This window comes from Nitrospira sp. CR1.1 (assembly GCA_014055465.1).
Lineage (GTDB): Bacteria > Nitrospirota > Nitrospiria > Nitrospirales > Nitrospiraceae > Nitrospira_A.
Map to the genome: position 1 here is coordinate 230,376 of WIAF01000005.1, position 21,128 is coordinate 251,503.

Here is a 21,128-nt window from a genome sequence, read left to right on the forward strand (position 1 = left end):
CGAACAGCTAGCCTGAGGAAGGCCGGTTGTAACAGTCCGCTAAAACGTCACGCCAAGACCGCCGGCGATGAGATGGGTGCGATAGTTCAACGTGAAGGATGGCCCACGGGACCCATTGGGAACTTCGCTCTCCCATTGGTAGTTCGCCACGAAATATTTGTACTCCGTGAAGAGAAAGACGCGGTCCGTGACATTGGCCCGGACTCCGCCCAGAAACTGATAGGCAAACGCGCCGTCAGCGGCATTTTCATGCACGGCGCCGATCGTGCTGTGCTGAAGATTCAAATCCCGGGCAAATCCTCCCGACAACCCGGCTCCGATGCCAACATATGGCTGAATCATTTCGCCGGGATACCGCAGCAAGAGGTTCGCCATCGCGTTAATCGATTGCAAACGGAAATTCGCCGATCTCGTCACGCCTCCACTCGTCGCCGCGGGCGCGTTTGCCTTTCCGTCAAGACCGGACAATTCGGCTTCCAGCCCCAGATACCGCCCGGCAAATGCCGGGAACAATCCGACTTTTAATCCGCCGCCCAACCCGCCCTGAACATCCGTATTCGTGAACGGGTCTTCCTGCAAACGGACCGGCCGATTCAAGGGCCGACTCCCCTGCATGTAGAGGCTGATGTACATTTCCGTCTTCGCTTCTTCCGGTTTGACCCCGGCCGATGCGGCCGGAGACTGTGCGGCATTCGATGCAGAATCGGCTGCCAGCGACAGAGCGGGATAGGCCTGCGCCACTACACCGATGACAAAGACGGCTGCCAGAGAGCAAGAGACTGCTTTCATGATTCACCCCTGTGAGTGTGTGTCAAGACGGGACCGGAACGGCCTACGATAGGCCACTCATATCATGAGGGGGGTGCAGGGCAAACTGATTCGACAGTTTTCGCAAGGCGGGACACTGCCGGCAAGCAGGATTCCCGGACGAGACGTGCAAGGATGATCGTTCTCTGCGCGCGTATCGAGGGCGGTGGTTACCCGCCGGTGAGAAAATGGGTGAGGGTTTCAGATGGAACCAGACCGACCAGCACCTGTTTGTCCGACCGTTGAAGCAGCGGCACGCCCTGATGTTCCGTCTCCTCCCACAGGTCGCTCCATCTGCTGAGCACCTGATCTACCGCCGGCGCGGCCGATCCGACAAGTTCTGTTCCGGCAAACCCATGGCGTTTCGCTTCCAGTTGCAACAATCCTTCATCGGAAAGGTCCAGCCCCTTCACCCAGAACAACCGATACAACGAGCGGATGAACTCACCGGCTCGCAGAGGATCCGTGCGCAGGGCGCGGGCCGCCGCAGTAATGGCCAATTTGGTATTCGGCTTTCCCGTCGGCACTGAGATCGCTAGTTCAGGCGCGAGCCGGCGGACCATCTCCACTTCCTGCTTCAATTCCGCGCTCAAATGTCCGGCCCATGCGGCCATGGGTTTGGGCAAATGCGGGGCGTGCTGCACCCCATGCCAGGAGATCCGTTCCATACAACCGAGCGCATACAGCCGTTCATGCATGGCATAACAGAACGGGCAGTTGAAGTCGCTATACAATCGGCACCGGGCGGTATCGTTCATCATTGACCATCCCGAGGCGGAAGGAGAGCGATAATGCGCACGGGTGCGCCTGTGCCCCCCGCGATTTTCATGGGTAACGCCACCAGGGTAGCGCCCGACGAGGGAACCTCCGCAAGGCCCGCGACGTTCTCAAGCCCGTAGAGTCCGGCAGCATTGACGATCCGATGCACAACAAAATCCTGGGACGGGCCGTAATCGATACTGGGCGTATCAATCCCAATTCCGGAAATGTGTCGCTCGGCGACGAGAAGCTCGGCGACTTCTTTTGAGAAGCCGGGAAAATGAAGCGTTGCGGGAGCCTCCGGCGTCGCGCTGCCGAAATATCGTTCGCGATCGTTCCAATATGCGCCCCAGCCGGTCAGCATCATGACGATGGCGCCTGTCGGGATGGTTCCATGGCTGGCCTCCCAACGCTGGATGTCCGTCATGGAAAGGCGATAGTCCCGATCATCAGCCGCCGCCGCGCGCACATCGATGACGACCGCAGGCCCTATCAAATGCCCGACCGGAATTCCGTCGATCCCCGCCTGGCCCTGCGCAAAATGAACGGGAGCATCCATGTGTGTTCCCGCATGTTCCGACAGCGCCACCTGCCCGGTGGCATACCAGGCTTCGTTGGCCGTGCCGCCCCGTTGCGTGGAATCGCGACGAAACGGAGGGTTGCTCGGCCACACGTGGGTCGTTTCATCGAACGGGTATGTCAGGTCAAGCACTCGTGGTCCCGGCTCGGCGGCATGCGACCAGCTCGCAACCGCCAGCTGCATCAACACACAGGCGCTCAGAGCCGTCCGCCTGAGCCGGCCAGGATGCCTTGCCCGTGGAACCAAGTCCCCCCCGCAACGTAAGTGATTGTATGCCGGCGCTTCCGTGCCGGGCGCGATTACGGTACTCTCTCACGCCCCGGAGTGCAACGGGCAAGGAACCGACATGTCTGATCACCACCTTCAATTTTCCGGAGAACGTTTCTCCGTGGACTATCACATTCACGGGTCGAGAGAAGAGGCGCGCCGGCGGGCCGACCTACTGTGCATCGAGCAGACCGTTGAAGCCGCGGACCATGTGATTCCGTCAGGCCTGATTCGCGATCAGCTTCTAGGCCGATTGGTTCGCGTTGAGGCGCTGAGAACCGGAGTCCAACGCGTGGTGCTGACATTTCCGGTTGAACTCCTCGATGGGACCATGAGCACCCTCCTGCATATGACGTTTGGCATGGCAGGATTACACGGCCGGATCCGCCTTGCGGATGTGTCGCTTCCGGATGAGGCTATCGCCCGTCTGGCCGGTCCGCGCCTCGGAGCACCGGGACTTCGCGCACTCCTGGAAGTGCCTGCGCGTCCCTTAGTCTGCGCCGTGCTGAAACCACTCGGCCTGTCTTCGCACGCGCTGGCTGAACTGGCTTACGAATTTGCACTCGGCGAAGTGGATCTCATCAAGGATGATCAAGGTCTGGGCGATCATTCCTTCTGTCCGTTCGGGGAGCGTGTACCCCGATGCGCCGAGGCGATTGCGAAAGCGTCCCGACAAACCGGCAAACGCTGTCTCTATGCCCCTCACGTGTCCGGTCCCTGGCCAACGCTCCTCGCTCGGGCTTCTCTGGCGCAGAACGTCGGCGCGGGCGCGCTTCTGCTGTGCCCTGGGCTGATAGGCTTTGACGCGTTAAGCTCTTTGGCCCGCCTTCCGTCCCTGTCACTCCCCCTGATCGCGCACCCGGACTTCCTCGGCAGTCACTTCGTCAATCCAGCCAGCGGCATCGCCCCTGCGGTTCTCTTCGGTCTTTTTCCCCGGTTGGCCGGCGCCGATGTGACGATCTATCCCACCTTCGGATTGGATTACCCGGTCTCGCAAGAAGATTGTCGCAACATTGCGGCCTCCTGCCGAAGCAGGCTCGGCGCCTGTGCCCCCATCTTTCCGACGGCCGCCGGGAGGATGGACGCATCACGAATCCGCGAGATGAGCGGACTGTACGGAAGGGATGTGGTCTTTGTCCTCGGCAGCGACCTCCGTCGTGACCCCACTCGCATTCGAGCGGCCTGCCGGGAGTTTATCCGACTTCTCAAGGAGCACGTCCTCCCATAATGGGTGACTTCAACAAACAGTCAATGTATTGATTATATGCAATTGCAATATAACGATAAATTAATAATCCGTACGCCCTGATAACCTTCGACACCTCCTTACGGCCCTCGTCGGCTGCGAGAGATCTCCGTGCGGTAAACCGACGATATTCCATCGTTTTGTCAAGTTTCCTCTGCCACCCGCCGATACAGGCCATAACCGAAAGTACGTAGGTACGTTTCGAATCTGTTTACGCCAACCCCATTATGGCTCCAGCCAACACCTCACACGATTCCAGGAAGCTCGATACGTCCGACTCGCTTGCGCTCAGCCCGGAGTACCTTCGTGTGGGGATGTATGTCGACCTGAATTGCTCCTGGTTCAAACACCCGTTTCCGAGACGATCGTTCAAACTGACGTCCGCAAGCCAGATCGTGACGATTAAGGGACTCGGTCTGAGCACCGTCCTGGTCTACCCGCGAGAGTCCGACCCGGACCCCAATGAAGGTGGAAGTCCCGCCGAAGCTGCTCCGACTTTGACAGCCGTTCCGGACCCGGAACCGGCGCCTCCGCTGGAAGCGTCCGGCACTGATGCGGAGGCTTCCCCCGTGGATCTCGAGCTTCCCACACATGGCGACTATCATCAGGCCGTAGAATTGGCATCCGAAGCCTACCGTCAGATGCTCGGAACCAGCACGCAAATGATGGACGATCTCACGAACGGATCCGAGGAGGGAATGCGCACGGCGGCAGCCATGATCGGCGGCATCAGCGCGCTCTTGACCAACACCGAGGCCGCCGGCACCGTGGCCAGCGCTTTCGACCCCGAAGATATCGGCAATACGAGCGTCCTCCATTCCCTCAACGTGGCGACCCTGTCCATGATGGTCGCCCAACAATTTGACATTGATCCGGAAGCGTTGCAGATGATCGGCATGGCGGGCCTCTTACTCGACATCGGCGAACGGCGCATCCCGCGCCATATTCTAGAGACGCGCGCGCGCCGCTCCGAGACGGAACATGTCAAGTACCAGCTCCACCCCTACCTCGGGGTGGAAATGCTGCGAAGATTTCCCGGAGTTCCCGAGGAGGTGTTGGACGTCATCCGAAGCCACCACGAACGCCTGGATGGTTCCGGATACCCGGAGAAACTTAAGGAAGACCAGATTTCATTGCCCACGAGAATCGTCAGCGCCGTCGATCATTACGATACCCTGGTCAACAGCCTCTATGCGGAAGAAGCGCTTTCTCCGGCCGAGGCGCTGGCCACCATGTACATACATCGGAAACAGCTGTTTTCAACCGAGGTCGTGGTGGCCTTGATCCAGACACTGGGCGTGTACCCTCCTGGAACCGTCGTCTCTCTGTCTGACGGCTCATTCGGCCTCGTGCTGAACATCAACTTCAAGAATCGCTTGAAGCCGCTGGTGTTGATTTACCAGATGGTGGCAGCCGAACAACCGCACACTGTCGATCTCCTGGCCGAGCCGGAGCTCACCATCCTCCGCGCCATGCCACGCGAAGAACTGCCTCGCCCGATCGTGGACTATTTCCGCCTGAAACGGTGGACAGGATATTTCATCCAATCCACCATGCGCACCGCCTGACGCCATGTCTCGCATGGCTGCCCGGTCACTGGCAGCGCTGCCCTGCAGTATGGTATCTCCCAGGGATGGCCCTGCCCCGTGTGCTCCTCATCATTCCCCCGCTCACGCAATTAAACACGCCCTATCCTGCGACGGCCTATCTCACAGGTTTCCTTCGATCCAGAGGGTATGAGACGGAACAGGCGGATCTCGGCCTCGACATGATTCTGCGTCTCTTCTCACGAGCCGGACTGCAGGAGGCGTTTCGCCGGATCAAAGCAACGGGGAGGCCCTGGCGCGGAGAAGTCCAGCAATTCCTGGCGCTCGAAGGCAGCTACCTGGCGACCATCGAACCGGTCATCGCCTTCCTTCAGGGGAAGGACCCCATGCTGGCCCCCCATCTCGCCCGCCCGGGATTTCTTCCGGAAGGCCCCCGCTTTGCCGCCGACGGGCGACCGGGACCAGGACCGTTCCCCACGTCCGCGACCGACAGCGCCCGTCACCGCGCCACGCTGTATATCGAAGATTTGACGGACCTCCTCCACGAAACCATTGCGCCCCACTTGTCCCTGAATCGGTATGCCGAACAGATCCTGCAGGCCGCCTCCTCCTTTGACCGGATTGAAAAGGCGTTGGCTAAGCCCCTCAGCTTCACCGACGAACTTCTCATCGAGGCGCTCGACCCTCTCCTCGCCAGCAGTGCGCCCGATGTCGTGGGTCTCACCGTGCCGTTTCCCGGTAATCTCTTTGGCGCCTTGCGCATTGCTCAAGCAGTCAAGGCACGACGCCCTGCTGCTGCCGTCGTTCTGGGCGGGGGGTATGTGAACACAGAACTTCGGCGTCTGAAGGATCCGCGCCTCTTCCGATATGTGGACTACGTCACGCTCGATGACGGCGAACGCCCCATTCTATGCCTGCTGGACGTCCTGGCCGGAAGCAGGCCGCAAGCCCAGCTCTCCCGGACGTTTCTGCTGGAGGATGAGCAGGTTGTCTATCGAGACGGCAGCACCGAGCAGGACTTCCCCATGCACGAACTCGGTACCCCGACTTACAGGGGCCTCCCGCTGGGCCGTTACCTCTCGATCCTCGACAGCTTCAACCCGATGCACCGGCTCTGGTCGGAGGGCCACTGGAACAAACTGACCGTGGCACACGGCTGCTATTGGAAACAATGCACCTTCTGCGATGTCGGGCTGAGCTACATTGCGCGATATGAGATGACGCCAACGGATGTCTTACTCGGTCAGATCGAGGCCCTCATCCATGAGACCGGCCAACGGGGGTTCCACTTCGTCGATGAAGCTGCCCCGCCCGCCGCGTTAAAAGCTCTGGCGCTTCGATTGCTGGAAACGGAACAGACCATTTCCTGGTGGGGAAATATCCGTTTCGAAGAGGCTTTTTCACCGGATCTGGCAAGGCTCCTGGCGGCATCAGGCTGCATTGCCCTCACGGCCGGACTTGAAGCGGCATCTGACCGGTTACTCAGGCAGATGAAGAAGGGAATTACCGTTAACCAAACCGCCAGAGTGGCCGCGGCGTTCCGCCATGCCGGCATTCTGGTCCATGCCTACCTCATGTACGGATTGCCGGGCGAGACCATCGCCGACACGGTGGATTCTCTGGAACGCGTGCGCCAATTGTTTGCGAGCAATCTGCTCCAGTCGGCATTCTGGCATCGCTTCACCGCCACCGCTCACAGTCCCGTGGGACTCAATCCCGCCGCGGAAGGCATTGCCATTCTCGGCCCTGGATTCGAGGGGTTTGCCGAAAACGACCTCCGTCATGTCGATCTCAACGCCACCTGCCCGCCCTGGCTTGGCGAAGGGCTCCGCACGGCAATCCTCAATTACATTGAACAGGCAGGACTCACGGTGCCGGTCCACCAATGGTTTTCGCAGCCGGTGCAACCCGCTCGCGTGGCAAAAACCTGGCTGACACGGGCTCTGGCCGACGCCGTCTCCGACCCGCTTACCGCCGAACGGCGGTGCGTGTGGATCGGTGGACGCCCGGTCGTGGCGGCCGAGAGCGCGATGCGCGCCAGGATCATCCTGCCGACCCGCATGGAGGATTTCTCGATCAACGTCTCTTCGACTCAAGCCGAATGGCTGATCGACCTGCTGCAGAACTCAACGCCCTCACCGCACCGGGCCGGTCGCGACTATCCACGCTTCGCCGAAGCTCGCGAGCGTTTTCCCCGCACCGGCACGCGCGGATTCGATCGATTTGCCAAAACCGCTGCCTGGCACAACGCCCGCCAAGCGGGGTTGCTGCTCGTCTGAGCGTTTCGCCTGCATGCCCCCGTACTCCCTCACGCCCGTAGCTGCCGCGCAGTCGGTTCGCGTCGGCCAGCCCCCAGACGACAAGAGGAGTCGACCCACCGGCCGACTCCTCTTGCTGTGCGTGAGCAGTGGCAGCTGCCGCTACTTATTGGGTTGCGGTGTCAGGCGCAGGTACGGCTTCACTGACTTAAACCCCTTCGGGAACAAGGTTTTGGCTTCGGCATCGTTCACCGCCGGGGTGATGATGCAATCCTGACCATCCTTCCAATTCACCGGGGTCGCTACTTTATACTTGGCGGTCAATTGCAGAGAATCCACCACCCGCAGCAGTTCGTCGAAATTTCTCCCGCAAGACGCCGGATAGGTGAGCATCAACTTGATCTTTTTGTCAGGTCCGATCACAAACACCGATCGCACTGTCATGCTGTCCAGCGAGTTCGGATGGATCATATCGTACAAGTTGGCGACCTTCTTCTCGGGGTCCGCGATGATCGGGTAGGTCACCGTGCAGTTCTGCGTCTCATTGATGTCCTTCATCCAGCCACGATGAGAATCCAGCGGATCTACACTGATGGCCAGAATTTTCACGCCGCGCTTGTCGAATTCGCCCTTGATTCTGGCCATGTAGCCCAATTCCGTCGTGCACACCGGGGTGTAGTCCTTAGGGTGTGAAAATAAAATCCCCCACCCGTTCCCCAGCCACTCATGGAAATGAATCGTCCCGTCGGTCGTGTCCGCTGTAAAGTTGGGGGCATCGTCGCCCAATCGTAATCCCATGATTTCCCTCCTTGAATATCCGGTGGAACGTGATGACATCTCTGGCACATGAGAGCCGACAATCGGGTAAGAGTACCGTGTCTGAGCAGCGGGGCGCAAGCAGGAAGGGGCCTTGGGCAAGCATGGGAAGAACAACCACCCTTCACTCAAGTTTTCATTCCTACATCCGATAAGATACACAGGCGCCAAAGGAGCTCGCATGGACAACCAGCGACAAACCGCAACCGGACTCAAGATCGCCAACGATCCCATGTACCGTTTACTCCGCGAGGGGTGCATCAAGGAATTTAATGTCAAACGTGCGGCAGGCGAACCGGTCAACCTCACGCGTTGCGATCTGCGCGGCTTGGATTTGCGCGGGTTGGAAGCCGATGGCTTAGATTTCAGCGACTGTTATTTCCGGCAGGCGGATCTTCGAGGCATCGATTTTCGCAAAGCCAAACTGGACGGCGCCAGCATCAATGCCGCAAAGATTTCCGGTGCGTACTTCCCGATCGAGTTAACCCCCAGTGAAATCGAACTGTCTCTTCTGCACGGCACACGAATGCGGTACCAGCCTACGCCCTAGCCTCCAAGAGGCTGGTTAGCTCCCGGTCAAATTCAAGCGGACTCGAATCTGCGGCTTGTCCGATGCCGCCAATTCGGCCTCGACCAGAAATACCCGCTCATCCGACAAGTGGCCCTGCTCGATCAAATGTTCACGAATAGTTTTCGCGCGCTCTTGCGCCAGTGACCGCAGTTCCGAGTCTTCCACGGTCATGGCCGGAAACAGTTGCTGCCGCAGCTCCTCGGCCGTCAAGACCCGCTCAACGGATTTCCCTCCGGGAAGGTCTTCCCGCTTCATCGGCTGCTTGCCCAACTTCTCCGCGTACAGGTCGCTCAGCAACTCGAATTCACGTGAAGGAGAGGGCGCGGCTTCCAGGTTTTTGGTCCCCCCCTGGGTAAACCGCCGCTGCACTTCGGCCGCAATTTTTCGCAGGGCGAGGGCCTGGCGATCCCGCGCCGGATCGGCAATTCCCGCCACCTCCACTCGTAGCGCCGGCCGCTCTTGTAATGCCTTGGCAATCGACTCCAGCTTGTGTTGCTCCGCCGGCTCAAGCCCCTCGCTTCCAGCCTGAAATTCCACGAACTGCAGTTCCTCCCCACCACCGCCAACGAGCCCCCCCAGGGCGGAGAATGGAGACGTGGCCACTTTGGTGAGCAGGTTCACCAGGGCATTCAGAACCACCCGGCCGTAGCGAAAATCCGGGTCGGCCAAATCTCCCCGTACCGGCATATCGATATCAATTCGACCGCGTCGGTCTTTCAGAAGGCCCACTGCCAGGCGAACCGGCAGAGTCGTGGCATCCGGACTGTCGGTCTTCTCTCCGAACATCAACTGATCGACCAGCACTTTGTTCTCCCCGACCAATCGATTTTTGGAGAGCTGATACGTGAGATCAAGCGATAGTTTTCCCTTGGTGATCGGATAGCCGACAAACTTGCCCGCATAGGGCGACACCGACGTCAAATCCACCCCCTGGAACAAAAACGTCAAGTGCGTAAAGGCCTCTTCACTCAACGGATTGATCTGGCCTTGAATCTTTAACGGCGCAACCTCATCCACCTTTCCGGTCAAGGCCACATCAGCCTTCGCCACTTGCCGGGAGGACAGTCCCTTGATGGTGCCGGTCAGATTGGTAATCCCGGTGCTGACGCTGGGTACGATCGATTCATCGACGAACGTCGCGGACAAATTCGTCAACTGGACGACCGCAACCTCAACGGGCGTGGGAGTTGTGGCCTTCCTGGACGCATCCTGCTCGACCCGCTTCGACGCAGGAGCCGACGCGGTATCAGGTGGATGCAGCACGCGCGAGAGATTCGTGATCCCGTCTTTGCCGGTCACCAGATGCACCGCCGGATCTCGCAATGCGATTTCGCCAATCTTCACTGTCGTGGGGGTCACATCCAGCGCCATCTTGTTCAGGCTTAGGGCTGTCCAGCCAAGAAACTCCTTGTTCGAACCTCGCTCGGCCAAGTGAAGATTATTGAGCCCTGCCTGGCCCCGATACTGCAACATCGGCTCCGATTCTGTGCGGCTTCGATAGGTGACCTCTCCATCCAGCGCCAGTTCGCCGTCCTTGATCGTGAGCTGAACCATGTGGTCGAGATAGGGCTGGAAGGGTCGGAGCCCGATATGATTCAGCTTGAGCGCGAGCTCAGTTTGGAGCGGATCGAGACGCAGCGTTCCCTTGGTCTCCAATGTGCCCTGCTGATTTAGATGGAACCTGGCCGTCACTGGGACGGGCCCCTTGAACGGCACGTTCACGTCGTTCAATGTCATATGCAGATCATCGAACGCCAGTTCGACCGGCGACCCGAGACGTCGGTCCTCAAATTCCACCTGAGTTTTGGCCACCTCAATCGCCTGGACGTCCACCTTCCAGGGCTCCTCCGGTTCTGAATCGGAAGGCTTCGGCCGTGTCGCGGTTTCCGGCGTTGCAGCAACCGGGGCAAAGAGCGGTGTAAAGTTGAGCACCCCGTCCTGCCCCAGCCAGGCGCGAATCTTTGCATCGGTTAAAGACACAGTGCCGATTCCAAGCTCACGCTTCGACAGGTGCATGCTGATTCCATCCATCCCGAAAGATGGCACCGTCAGCACCGGATCACGACTTCCCGCTTCCGACAGTCGGAAATCCGCCAACTGAACCTTCCCCTCTGTCACCCGCAGATTGAGCGGAGCACGATGCGTGTCGAAGTGATAGTGGGCCTCGGCCGACACCCTCCCGCTCAGGATGTCGAATCGGAACTGATCGCGGACGCTGGGCCAGAAGGTATTCAAACCGACATGCGACAATGACACATGGCCGTCGGATTCCAGGGGATCGAGGTCAAATGTGCCTTTCCATGACAAGACTTCTTTCTCCCCGAACTCCGCCGTGAACGCATAGGCGCTTTCGCCCCCTCCCCGGCTGCTGAAGTTGCGGACCGAAATTTCAATGGGGACCACATCGATCGTTACCGGTTTGTGCTTGGTATCGTCCCGATATTCGAGTACGCCGCGTTGGATGCTCAGAAGACGAATGTCCACAGCAGGCATCGATCTCTTGTCCGTTTTTTCTTCTGGCGGCGGCGCAGGCCGGTCCGCCTCGTCGGGAGCCCGAGGCATCAGGCCGAGTAGATTCAGCGTCCCGTCCGCCTGCAGATGCACGACTCCAAAGGGGAGAGTCAGACGGATCTCCTCGAAGAGGTATGCGGACCGCACCAGCGAGGTTGCGTCAAAATCTAGAAACAGCTCCTGGAACCCCAGCATAGGCGTGTGGTCAAGCTCTTGAATCTCAAACCGGGTGAGCTCCACGGAAAAGGTAAACGGATTCACCCGGATCTCTTCAAGCAGGACCGGATGCCCCAACCGGTCGGACAAGGCAGGAATGCCATAAGTCTTCACTGCGTAGGGAACGCCGACAAAACCTGAGAGCGCATACAACGCCACCAGGCCACCGAGCACTAAGAGGAGAATTCGATACCGGGAAAGAAACGTCATGTCAGGAACACATTGGGGAGGTGGTGCGCCAGGCTGGCATCGAACCAGCGACCTCAGCTTAGAAGACCCATCGGACAGCCTCGTGATGAAGAACCATCGAGTGCGAAGAATAGCTACTACCATCACCTAGAACAAGGAGAAAATGTCTCGCGGGTTACATCTCCCGGTGGATGACGTTCACTGGCCATCGATATCAGAAGTGGAAGTCAACCCGGAGTGAAATCGGGAGTTAAATAGGATTGCTTCATGGGAATGACCAGCTATGAGTGGAGCACCTGGTGCGGCTTGGAGCAGACGGCTTTAATGCGAGAAGGCTACTGTTCGGGAGAAGCACACTCATTGTTCCGCATGGCGTGCACCCTACCGATTTCAGGGCGGGGCAACGACTGATCGGTGATGGTTGGAGAGTAGAATAAATGAGAACTCGTAGGCGATTCTAGGTTTTTGTGTTCCCGGAGCCCATCAGTTGATACGAAGCCGACGCCACGGAGGCGGCGCGGGTTCCGCAAAGACGGTTCCCGATTCATCCGTTGTCGCGGCACAGACGGCATCGCGGGAATATCGCTCCGGCAAGAAAGGAGATGTGCTGCCGGCCGAGTTTCATGTGATGGGAATTCCCTGCCTCGAACTCAATGGTTGACAAGCCTTCCGAGCATAACCAGGCATTCTCATTACACTCGAGCGATTCCGCACAAGATGAACGTGCGAAATCGCTCTCTAACTTCCTGCCCACCAATTCGCTCCTAATAATTCCGGTCTTTTCTTCTCTGTCGCCTGGCAATTAATTTGCAGTCCTTTTTCGTCTCGTCAGAACAGTATTTGCCTGCATCAACTGGTGTCCCGATTCAATACAGGTGGGGTGTCTCGAGAGAACCCACTGGTTCACAGAACCGAATGGGCAAACTATGCGGACCTATTCGTTAGGTTGCCAACAGCGCACCCCCTCTGAATACCCGCTCGCACAACTGAGAAATAGATAGTTATCCGGCACAACCTCGTATTGTGCATTCGGGAACCTTGGGGAAGGATAGGCATGGAACGAACGATGACCTCGCTGAGCTATTGCCGGTCTTGCTTTGAACGTCTACTGGTCGCCGGATCATCATCGGATACGTTGCGCTTAAAGGAGCTGATAGGTTTGTGGAGCCCCGCGGGACCTGTCGGCTTTAAAAATGGCTTGTGCGCACGCTGTGGGCGCGAGGGCGAAGTCCTGCAATATGAAATCATCCCCTGACGGTCCGGTGCGCCAGGATAGTCATAGCCACGTAGTCTCCACACACGGAAGAGTTGAGTTATCGGCGGGCTCGTTGTGAACGGAGCGATCAGAGACTTCCGCGGCGGGAGTTGTTGCTGCTACCTTTACTTAGGCACAAAGCCTTCGTGCCGGCTGAGATCACCTGCGCGATGGCCGGCAAAGGTTGGCGAGTGTGCGAAATAGTCGCGGTACCATCGAACCGTCCGTTCGAGTCCCTGACTGAACCCCCGCGCAGGTTTCCAATCCAACCGCATACGTGCCTTCTCGGAACAGAGCTGCATATGGGGAATTTCAGGAGTGGAATTCTCATTCACGAGCGGGGAAAACGGCGAGTCCAACAGTCGAGAAATCCGATGCACAATATCCAAGACCTCTATCCGTTCACCATAGGAAAAGTTGAACGCTTCGCCATACAGTGTCGGATCCTCCGAGAGCCGCTGTGCCAAGAGGAGTTGTACGTCGACGGCGTCGTCAATATGTAGAAAGTCGCGGCTGAATCGTCCGTTGGAACGAAGAGTGGGCGCCTTACCCTGCATAATGCTGCGAACCACACCGGGTATGAGGCGCGTAAAATTAAAGTCGTAGCCGCCAAAATAATTCCCGCAACGTGTGACCGCGACAGGACACTTAAAAACTTTGCCATAGGTCTGTGCGGCAAAGTCCTGCGAGGCCTTCGCGGTTTCATACGGGTGCAATGGCTGGAGAGGCTTGTCTTCCCGATACGGGATCGGCTGTCGGCCATACACTTTATCGGTCGAACTAATGACCGAAATGCACTGTGGCCATGTTTTTCTGAGGTATTCAAGAATCTGCCAGGTGCTGAGGGCGGACGACCGGAAGCAATCCAATGGTTCTTCGAGAACCCGGTTGACATCAGCCCCATACGCAACGTGAAAAAAGACTTCAATGGGATGCCGTTGGAAGATGCGTTCAATCGCACCCTGATCGGCAATGTCCCCCCATTCAACGGTCGTACGCTTGTCCAATGATGTGAGGAAGTACTGGGATTCTGGCCTTGGGGAACGCACAAGCGTCACAACATGTGCGCCGTATTCGACAAGTCGGCGTACCAACCACCCGCCTAAGAAGCCTGTAGCTCCCGCGACAAAAACTGTTTTTTGAAACCAAAATGTTGTAGCCATACGTCAACCTAGGCTAACGTGCGGTTTAATTGCAACCATTTATTTCCTGAACCTTTCATGAGCAGAAATGATGTGTGAATCGGCGCTTCGGCCGTCGAGGACAGATTTACAACCAGTTGCGATGTCGTAAGGAGCCACAAGAGTGATGGAGTTGCACGCAAATCAACCTGACGCAAAAAGGGTCGCGGTGGTTGTGCCGGGATACCAGCGGGCGCAGTTTACTTCGGATGAAGAAATTTCATTCCGACATCTGGAACATTTTCTCGGTCGATATGACAAGTTTCTTGTCGTGCCGCAAAGTTTAGAGATCGAGCGACCTGGATTCCACGTACAACGGTTCGCCGACACATACTTTGGAAGTGCGGCCGCCAATAATAAGCTGATGTTGTCGAGCAGTTTTTATCGGACATTTCAGAACTATGACTATCTTCTTATCTATCACCTCGACGCATTGGTGTTTTCAGATCGCTTGCTAGAATGGTGCGCTGCGGATTGGGACTATATTGGCGCCCCTTGGCTGCAGAGTCCGGACAGTCCCTGGGTCGGCACGTCGCGCGTGGGAAATGGCGGGTTGTCGCTCAGGAAGGTCGAGAGCTTCTTGCGAGTGTTATCATCTGACAAGTATTGGATTGATCCTGAACACTACTGGCAACGCATATCTTCGGGTCAGCCCTGGTACACGGGCGGCGTCCGGCGCCTCAAAAAGTGGTTCAAACACATTCATCGATTCAATGGTGTACGGCGCGAGGTGGAGCTTTGGCCCCTGTGTCACGACGGAACCAAGAACGAGGACCATTTCTGGTCTGACCGGGCCATTCATTATGACCCTCAGTTCAAGGTGGCGCCGTTCGAGGTAGGACTGGGTTTCGCATTTGAAGTCGCACCCCGATACTGTTTTCAACTCAACAAGCAGAGTCTTCCATTCGGTTGTCATGCGTGGCCGCGGTACGACCGTTCTTTTTGGGAACCTTATCTTCTTAAACCTTTTGATGCAGCCAGGGCTTGAAGCAGGAATTGTAGCCGCCCCCCATAGATACTATCCATGCCGAGGGCATCAGGTATCACCAAAGTCCGTTGAATGGTGGCGGACCAATCGACGGAATGCATAGGTGGTCAGTATCATGAAGAGCAAGACGGCGGTGGCTGAAGCCGCTCGTCCGCATGACCCGCCCGTGGAGGCCTGGCAGGACAAGTTTCGATTCGGCGGGAGAAGGCGCTCCGGAGCCGACCGCGAGACGAAGAGGCCTTGAAGTACGTGGGGATCAGGTAGCTCAAACAAAAGATGGGCGACCTCGCGCTCGGCAACGATATGGTACGTGGGGCATCGAAGCCCCTACTCGTTGAACCAGAAGACATCCGACGCGTGAGACTAAGAAGCTTGATAAAGAGGGTTGAATGCGGGAAGAGAAAAAAAATGGTCCGGGATTTGCCCTAGACTGAACTGATTCGACACGGACCTTTTCTGGAAGCGCCTGAACTCTCACTGGATTGGTTGGTGGTGCGCCCGGCTGGAATCGAACCAGCGACCCTCAGCTTAGAAGGCTGATGCTCTATCCGACTGAGCTACGGGCGCGCGTTGTTTCACTCACGTATAGGATATGTGCTCAACAGCACTGGTGCCTAGCGTTCTCTGTGCATTTGACTCGAACGGCTGGCTAACACCTGGAGTGGTCGGCCCTTATACGTGAAAACTTGCCTCATGGCAAGATTACGTGCGCAACTACGCCATTGCAACGGCATTCTCACATTCGGAGTCAGAGGGAAGGCTCTCCGGCCACAAGGATGCGCCATTGTGAAAATGACAGCTCCAATAAACCTCAGAGCAGTATGTTGCGGTTTGGATAATTACAGGGGCCGATTGGAGAGCCTGTCTGTCCATTCGCCACCGAGTCGCACTCAAGACGATCATACGCCTCGACCGTCACCCGACATCCACACCCATAATGTACGCAGGCGCGGCCGATTAGACCGACTGCGTTCGTGGTGATCATGCTCCTGCCTCCTCAGAATGAACGGGCCACCACGGCTTGTTCGGCCAATCGTTCTCATGGAGGGTGCAATCATGGAGACAGATGCGGCAAGGAGAACGTGGGCCTGTAACGCCGTTGGCCAGCGATTTGAGCACCGCGCATCGACAAGTACAATGATCCAACCGGAGGCGAGGATCTTCTTCACCTGCAGACGTTGCATAGGTTATGGTACAGCATGGCTGTGCGGAATGTGTCTCTCTTCATTCTCTATACCTCCTCGGGACAACTGCTCCTTCAGCATCGAACCCACGATGCGTGGCGACTGCCCAATCACTGGGCGTTCTTCGGAGGCGGGATTGAACCGGGAGAAAGTCCGGCGGAAGCCCTGAAGCGCGAGGTGATAGAGGAATTGTCGTATCACGTACAAGACCCGCACTTTCTCATGACACAACTATTTAGAGAGGGAGAGGACGAGAATACGAAATATGTGTTCGTTGAACGGTACGAGGGCCAACCTCTTCAATTGGGAGAAGGACAGGCAATGGGCTGGTTCTCCCCTGATGAAACGCATGAGCTGAAAATGATCGATCACGACCGGGCCATTGTCGAGCGAATCCGGCAGTATTTGAATGGACGGTGAGCGCGGCTGCAAGGGAATTGCTCAAGGCTCATCCACTGAAGTTTGCCCTCTTGCCGTGAGCAACAAACCTCCTCTGCCCAACGCTTCTTTTGAACGCTGGCCCCTCCTAGCCGTGTGAGATTCCAAGCCTTCGCTCTTGAGGCAATGATCCCATCGAACCCGCACCAGATCGCCTCGAGTGCCGTATACTGCCCCTTCTCGAGAACTGGTCGCCATGTGTTCACCCTTGTGGCAATGAGCAATTCCTAGCCGGACCGTCACCCAGGAGACCATCATGTCACCACGCAAACGCGCCGCTGCCCCTGCCCGACAAACCCAAGCAAAAGACGCGGTTCTCGATTATCCCGGATACGCCCTCAAAGCCGGGGTCAAAGCCCCGTCAACCATTCGAGCCGTCCAACAGCGACTGAACCAGGTCGGATGCGGACCGATCGCCGTAAGCGGGATCTTTGATCGCGAGACACAGGAAGCCGTACGGCTCCTGCAGGCACGCTCCGTCGACGGGCAGGGGCAATCTCTCAAAATCGACGGCGTGATCGGGCCACTCACCTGGGCCGCGCTCTTCGGGGCGCACAGGGTACCTTCGATTGCAAACACCCCTATCTCAGCCTTGATGAAAGCCACGCTCAGCGTCGCATCTTCACAGGTCGGCGTGATGGAAGACCCGCCCGGATCAAACCGCGGTCTCCAAGTGGATCAGTATCTGAACTCGGTGGGAATCGATCCTTCGACCGGGAGTTACGCCTGGTGTGCCGCTTTCGTCTATTGGTCGTTCGGCCAGGCGGCGACTCGACTGGGAGCCGGTAATCCCGTTATCCGTACAGCAGGCGTGCTGGATCACTGGAAAAAAACCGGACGGGCTGGCATCACCCGTTTGCTGGCAGCAGAAATTTTAGACGATCTCTCGCTCCTGAAGCCGGGATTGGTCTTTGTCATCAACACCGGCGGGGGCCGGGGTCATATGGGTTTGGTGGAAGATTTTCGCGACGATCGCCTGATCACCATCGAAGGGAATACCAACCTCCCAGGCGACCGCGAAGGCGTCGGTGTCTTCCGTCGCAGCGGCCGCACCATATCGGAAATCAACCAGGGCTTCCTGAGTTACGAGTCGTAGTCCCCTGGCAAATCAGTATCAAGAATCGGTCTTGGCCAGAGGCCAGGTCCCTGTCATTCAGGTCCCATCGGCCCTACCATTCTCCGTACCAAGTTTGTACTATGCCCGAGCCTGGCGAGATGTTTATGTATTGCTGCAATGAACCCTTACCCATCTCGAAGGAGAGGTAGGCGCGGGTTTCCTCACTACCCGCCTACCACGACCGGCGCCTTCCCTCGCTCATGCAGGATGTTGCATCGAATTCATCGTTCACGCTGATTGATGTGCCCGGCGGTTTACCCTGGCTTGGCCACCTCCGCGCATTCAAGCATCACCCGCTAACCACGATGTCGGAATGGTGGCATCGGCACGGTGATGCGCTGCGCTTCCGGCTCGGCCCAAAGACAATCCATCTCTTCAGTCATCCCGCTTTGGCCGAAGAGGTGCTGCTGTTGCAATCCGAGCGGTTTGGGAAAGTATACGAGCAACGGCGTCCCACCGGCCTCGGGTTGGTCCTGGGCAACGGGTTGGTGACCGGTTCCGGCGAGGTGTGGAAGCGGCACCGTCGCATCATCCAGCCCGTGTTCCACCGCTCTCGTATGGCGGCGATGGCGGATCGAATGACCCAGATCGGAGAGCAACGGCTCGCCGGTTGGGCGGCTCATGGCGGACAGCCGGTGGACATCGCCGACGAAATGATGCAATTGACGCTGGAAGTCATTTCCCAAACGATGTTTCACACCAGCGTCGCCGAGCACATCGACCAGATCAGCCATTCGCTCCGCGTGAGCCTGAAGTATGCCTTCGACTCATTTCATAACCCGGTGCGCCTGCCCGCCTGGGTGCCGACCGCTCGCAACCGTGAGTTCAGCCGGGCCCTGCGATTCATGGATCGGCTGATCTACGAGTTGGTCGCGGCCCGGCGGCAGAGCGGAGCACAGTATGACGACCTCCTCAACCTGCTCCTCCAAGCTCGGGATGAGGAGACCGGCATGGGGTTGAGCGATCAAGAAGTCCGCGATGAAGCCCTGACCATCTTTGCGGCCGGACATGAAACCACCGCCAATGCGCTTGCCTGGACATGGTATTTGCTCGCCACCCACCAAGAGGTGAGGGCGCGGTTTCACGCGGAGGTGGACCGGATTCTCCAAGGTCGGATCCCGACTGCCGACGATCTGCACCACCTTCCCTACACCCGTGCCATCTTCGATGAATCACTTCGCCTGTATCCTCCGGTGCCGGCCATCCAGAGAAAAACCCTGACTCAGACGACCCTGGGAGGATTGACCCTTCCAGCCAATGCCATCGTCCTCGTCGGCCTGTACAACCTGCACCGGCACCCGGCATTTTGGCCAGATCCGGAACGGTTCCGGCCGGAGCGCTGGCTGGATGGTGAACGACCGCCTGCCCGCTGCGCGTATTTGCCGTTCGGCGCAGGACCGCGAGCCTGCGTCGGGACGCATTTCGCGACAGTGGAAGGGCCACTGCTTCTAGCACAGATCGGCCGGCGCTACGATCCGCAACTGGCGCAGGAACGCGTCGAGCCGGAAATCATGGTGACCTTGCGGCCGAAGCATGGCATCCGCATGAAGCTTCAACGGCGGCATCGGCCAGTCGGCTCTGGGTAAAGCCGGTGGACGTTTCTCGGAAGCTCGCTGAGTGGCAATGAAGTCTGGCGCAGATTGGAATCGGAAGAAACGGAAGGAATCCAAACCGAGAGAAGGGTTTTGGTCGGGGCGAGAGGATTTGAACCTCCGACATCCTGGTCCCAAACCAGGCGCGCTACCGAGCTGCGCTACGCCCCGACTGAATGCTGTTCCGCCATCGCTTGTTGCAGCAGCGTCTTCGCTTGCGCGAACGCGCGGGCACGATGACTGATTTGATTCTTCACCTCCGGCGGCAACTGTGCCAGGGTCTGATGATACTCCGGCAGCATAAACACCGGATCATACCCGAACCCATTGGAGCCGACGGCGGACTCGGCAATGACTCCTTCTAACACTCCTTTGGCCGACAGAGTCTTCCCGCCGGGAAACGCGATGGCGGCAACGGTCACAAACCTGGCTCCCCGCTTGGCCGGCGGAACCCCGCGAAGCTCGCGCAGCAACTTCCGGCAATTATCTTCGTAACTCGCATGCTCCCCGGCATAGCGTGCGGCAAAGGCGCCCGGTCGTCCGCCCAGGGCATCGACTTCCAGCCCGGTGTCATCTGCCACTGCCGGCAACCCCGTGTATCGGGCGATCTCGACAGCCTTTTTCATGGCATTGGCTTCGCAGGTCTCGCCGTCTTCCACCACCTCCGGCGCCTCAGGAAAATCATCGAGGGTCCGAATGGTGATACCTAACCCGCCGAGTAGCGCGACAAGTTCCTGCTTCTTATGCTGATTCCTGGTCGCCAGCACTACGTGCATCGTTAGCTCAACGAGCCGATCAGCGATTTCTGCACATCTACTAACTCGCGGATGGCGACCCACCCGAGATCGAGAAACTCATCCATATCTTTCTTATTAAACGGCGTCTTTTCAGCCGTCCCCTGCACCTCGACATACTGCCCGGCGCCCGTCATCACCAGATTCAAATCCACCTCGGCATGCGAATCTTCTTCGTAGGCCAGGTCCACCATAACCTGCCCCCCGACCTTGCCGATACTGATGGCCGCCAGGTAATCGGTCAACGGATTGACCTTGAGCAAGTCCTTTTTCTTCAGCACTCCCACGGCATCCGCGAGGGCGATAAAGGAGCCGGTAATGGACGCCGTGCGGGTTCCACCATCGGCTTGAATCACATCACAATCGATCCAGATGGTCCGTTCGCCCAAACGCGATGTATCGATAACCGCGCGGAGGGCACGTCCGACCAACCGCTGAATCTCCAGCGTGCGGCCACCCTGTTTGCCCTTGACCGATTCACGCGGCGAACGATCGTGGGTCGCCCTCGGCAGCATGGCATATTCGGCCGTGACCCATCCGGTTCCCTTGCCTTTGAGGAAAGGCGGCACTTTTTCTTCGACCGACGCGGTGCAGATGACCTTCGTGTCCCCCATTTCAATGAGGACGGAACCTTCGGCATGTTTCGTAAAATTGCGCGTCACCTTCACGGGGCGGATTTGATCCCGTCGCCGCCCATCAATTCGCCCCAACCCTGCCCCGCTCGTCATTCGGTCGCGCTCCTTCCTGCACAGCTAAGACAAAAAAGCGGATTATAGTGAACAGCCCATCAAAGAGCAAATACGCCAGATCCA

16 protein-coding genes and 2 tRNA genes are annotated in these 21,128 nt (G+C 58.0%); 8 read left to right on the forward strand and 10 right to left on the reverse strand.

Annotation, left to right across the window (positions count from 1 at the left end; translation table 11 throughout):
• Positions 1–39: 39 nt before the first annotated feature.
• The 3 genes from GDA65_11485 to GDA65_11495 form a co-directional block, all read right to left on the reverse strand.
• Complete coding sequence (locus tag GDA65_11485) at positions 40–789, reverse strand: outer membrane beta-barrel protein (protein ID MBA5863317.1); 750 nt, start codon at positions 787–789, stop codon at positions 40–42.
• Between the two features lie 188 nt (positions 790–977).
• On the reverse strand, positions 978–1,568 hold the full coding sequence (locus tag GDA65_11490; GenBank protein ID MBA5863318.1) for a hypothetical protein: 591 nt from the start codon (positions 1,566–1,568) through the stop codon (positions 978–980).
• A complete protein-coding gene (locus tag GDA65_11495; GenBank protein MBA5863319.1) occupies positions 1,565–2,329 on the reverse strand; it encodes a cyclase family protein in 765 nt (254 codons plus the stop codon). The genes GDA65_11490 and GDA65_11495 overlap by 4 nt, the downstream gene beginning before the upstream one ends.
• 163 nt (positions 2,330–2,492) lie before the next feature.
• Here GDA65_11495 and GDA65_11500 point away from each other — a divergent pair, with 163 nt between their 5' ends.
• The 3 genes from GDA65_11500 to GDA65_11510 all read left to right on the forward strand — a co-directional run bounded on the left by GDA65_11500 (position 2,493) and on the right by GDA65_11510 (position 7,485).
• A complete protein-coding gene (locus GDA65_11500; protein MBA5863320.1) occupies positions 2,493–3,641 on the forward strand; it encodes a ribulose 1,5-bisphosphate carboxylase large subunit in 1,149 nt (382 codons plus the stop codon).
• Between the two features lie 245 nt (positions 3,642–3,886).
• Positions 3,887–5,227, forward strand: a complete 1,341-nt coding sequence (locus GDA65_11505; GenBank protein ID MBA5863321.1) for a DUF3391 domain-containing protein — start codon at positions 3,887–3,889, stop codon at positions 5,225–5,227.
• A 65-nt stretch (positions 5,228–5,292) separates the two neighbouring features.
• Positions 5,293–7,485, forward strand: coding sequence for a radical SAM protein (locus tag GDA65_11510; GenBank protein ID MBA5863322.1), 2,193 nt, complete (start codon positions 5,293–5,295; stop codon positions 7,483–7,485).
• Positions 7,486–7,626: 141 nt separating this feature from the next.
• Here the strand turns inward: GDA65_11510 and GDA65_11515 are convergent, their stop codons facing one another.
• On the reverse strand, positions 7,627–8,262 hold the full coding sequence (locus tag GDA65_11515; protein ID MBA5863323.1) for a redoxin domain-containing protein: 636 nt from the start codon (positions 8,260–8,262) through the stop codon (positions 7,627–7,629).
• 199 nt (positions 8,263–8,461) lie between these two features.
• On the opposite strand from GDA65_11515, the gene GDA65_11520 reads away from it, so the two are divergent.
• A complete protein-coding gene (locus GDA65_11520) occupies positions 8,462–8,830 on the forward strand; it encodes a hypothetical protein (protein ID MBA5863324.1) in 369 nt (122 codons plus the stop codon).
• A 15-nt stretch (positions 8,831–8,845) separates the two neighbouring features.
• Here the strand turns inward: GDA65_11520 and GDA65_11525 are convergent, their stop codons facing one another.
• A complete protein-coding gene (locus GDA65_11525) occupies positions 8,846–11,911 on the reverse strand; it encodes a DUF748 domain-containing protein (protein MBA5863325.1) in 3,066 nt (1,021 codons plus the stop codon).
• A gap of 1,236 nt (positions 11,912–13,147) precedes the next feature.
• Positions 13,148–14,185, reverse strand: coding sequence for an NAD-dependent epimerase/dehydratase family protein (locus tag GDA65_11530; protein ID MBA5863326.1), 1,038 nt, complete (start codon positions 14,183–14,185; stop codon positions 13,148–13,150).
• Between the two features lie 145 nt (positions 14,186–14,330).
• Between GDA65_11530 and GDA65_11535 the strand changes: the two genes are divergently transcribed.
• Positions 14,331–15,191, forward strand: coding sequence for a hypothetical protein (locus GDA65_11535; GenBank protein ID MBA5863327.1), 861 nt, complete (start codon positions 14,331–14,333; stop codon positions 15,189–15,191).
• Between the two features lie 490 nt (positions 15,192–15,681).
• On the opposite strand, the gene GDA65_11540 is transcribed toward GDA65_11535, so the two are convergent.
• Positions 15,682–15,758: transfer RNA gene (locus GDA65_11540), tRNA-Arg, on the reverse strand.
• 632 nt (positions 15,759–16,390) lie between these two features.
• On the opposite strand from GDA65_11540, the gene GDA65_11545 reads away from it, so the two are divergent.
• The 3 genes from GDA65_11545 to GDA65_11555 all read left to right on the forward strand — a co-directional run bounded on the left by GDA65_11545 (position 16,391) and on the right by GDA65_11555 (position 19,516).
• The gene (locus tag GDA65_11545) at positions 16,391–16,795 is read left to right on the forward strand and encodes an NUDIX domain-containing protein (protein MBA5863328.1); all 405 of its coding nucleotides are present in this window, start codon (positions 16,391–16,393) and stop codon (positions 16,793–16,795) included.
• Positions 16,796–17,069: 274 nt separating this feature from the next.
• Positions 17,070–17,909, forward strand: coding sequence for a CHAP domain-containing protein (locus GDA65_11550; GenBank protein ID MBA5863329.1), 840 nt, complete (start codon positions 17,070–17,072; stop codon positions 17,907–17,909).
• Positions 17,910–18,130: 221 nt separating this feature from the next.
• Positions 18,131–19,516: a cytochrome P450 gene (locus GDA65_11555; protein MBA5863330.1), complete on the forward strand. Its 1,386-nt coding sequence runs from the start codon at positions 18,131–18,133 to the stop codon at positions 19,514–19,516.
• 100 nt (positions 19,517–19,616) lie between these two features.
• Here GDA65_11555 and GDA65_11560 read toward each other — a convergent pair.
• The 3 genes from GDA65_11560 to GDA65_11570 all read right to left on the reverse strand — a co-directional run bounded on the left by GDA65_11560 (position 19,617) and on the right by GDA65_11570 (position 21,026).
• Positions 19,617–19,693: transfer RNA gene (locus GDA65_11560), tRNA-Pro, on the reverse strand.
• Positions 19,684–20,298 (reverse strand): XTP/dITP diphosphatase, encoded by a 615-nt coding sequence (locus GDA65_11565; protein MBA5863331.1) that lies wholly within the window; start codon positions 20,296–20,298, stop codon positions 19,684–19,686. Before GDA65_11565 ends, GDA65_11560 begins: the two co-directional genes overlap by 10 nt.
• Before the next feature lie 2 nt (positions 20,299–20,300).
• Entirely contained in the window at positions 20,301–21,026 is a 726-nt protein-coding gene (locus GDA65_11570; GenBank protein MBA5863332.1) for a ribonuclease PH, read from the reverse strand.
• Positions 21,027–21,128 lie beyond the last annotated feature (102 nt).

What these genes read in the sequence shown, in the direction of transcription:
- GDA65_11550 (MBA5863329.1), top strand. Translation starts at nt 17,070, where the DNA reads ATGTCACCACGCAAACGCGCCGCTGCCCCTGCCCGACAAACCCAAGCA.
- GDA65_11500 (MBA5863320.1), top strand. Translation starts at nt 2,493, where the DNA reads ATGTCTGATCACCACCTTCAATTTTCCGGAGAACGTTTCTCCGTGGAC.
- GDA65_11525 (MBA5863325.1), bottom strand. Translation starts at nt 11,911, where the DNA reads ATGGTAGTAGCTATTCTTCGCACTCGATGGTTCTTCATCACGAGGCTG.
- GDA65_11505 (MBA5863321.1), top strand. Translation starts at nt 3,887, where the DNA reads ATGGCTCCAGCCAACACCTCACACGATTCCAGGAAGCTCGATACGTCC.
- GDA65_11530 (MBA5863326.1), bottom strand. Translation starts at nt 14,185, where the DNA reads ATGGCTACAACATTTTGGTTTCAAAAAACAGTTTTTGTCGCGGGAGCT.
- GDA65_11510 (MBA5863322.1), top strand. Translation starts at nt 5,293, where the DNA reads ATGGCCCTGCCCCGTGTGCTCCTCATCATTCCCCCGCTCACGCAATTA.
- GDA65_11565 (MBA5863331.1), bottom strand. Translation starts at nt 20,298, where the DNA reads ATGCACGTAGTGCTGGCGACCAGGAATCAGCATAAGAAGCAGGAACTT.
- GDA65_11490 (MBA5863318.1), bottom strand. Translation starts at nt 1,568, where the DNA reads ATGATGAACGATACCGCCCGGTGCCGATTGTATAGCGACTTCAACTGC.
- GDA65_11515 (MBA5863323.1), bottom strand. Translation starts at nt 8,262, where the DNA reads ATGGGATTACGATTGGGCGACGATGCCCCCAACTTTACAGCGGACACG.
- GDA65_11555 (MBA5863330.1), top strand. Translation starts at nt 18,131, where the DNA reads ATGCAGGATGTTGCATCGAATTCATCGTTCACGCTGATTGATGTGCCC.
- GDA65_11535 (MBA5863327.1), top strand. Translation starts at nt 14,331, where the DNA reads ATGGAGTTGCACGCAAATCAACCTGACGCAAAAAGGGTCGCGGTGGTT.
- GDA65_11520 (MBA5863324.1), top strand. Translation starts at nt 8,462, where the DNA reads ATGGACAACCAGCGACAAACCGCAACCGGACTCAAGATCGCCAACGAT.
- GDA65_11485 (MBA5863317.1), bottom strand. Translation starts at nt 789, where the DNA reads ATGAAAGCAGTCTCTTGCTCTCTGGCAGCCGTCTTTGTCATCGGTGTA.
- GDA65_11495 (MBA5863319.1), bottom strand. Translation starts at nt 2,329, where the DNA reads ATGCAGCTGGCGGTTGCGAGCTGGTCGCATGCCGCCGAGCCGGGACCA.
- GDA65_11545 (MBA5863328.1), top strand. Translation starts at nt 16,391, where the DNA reads ATGGCTGTGCGGAATGTGTCTCTCTTCATTCTCTATACCTCCTCGGGA.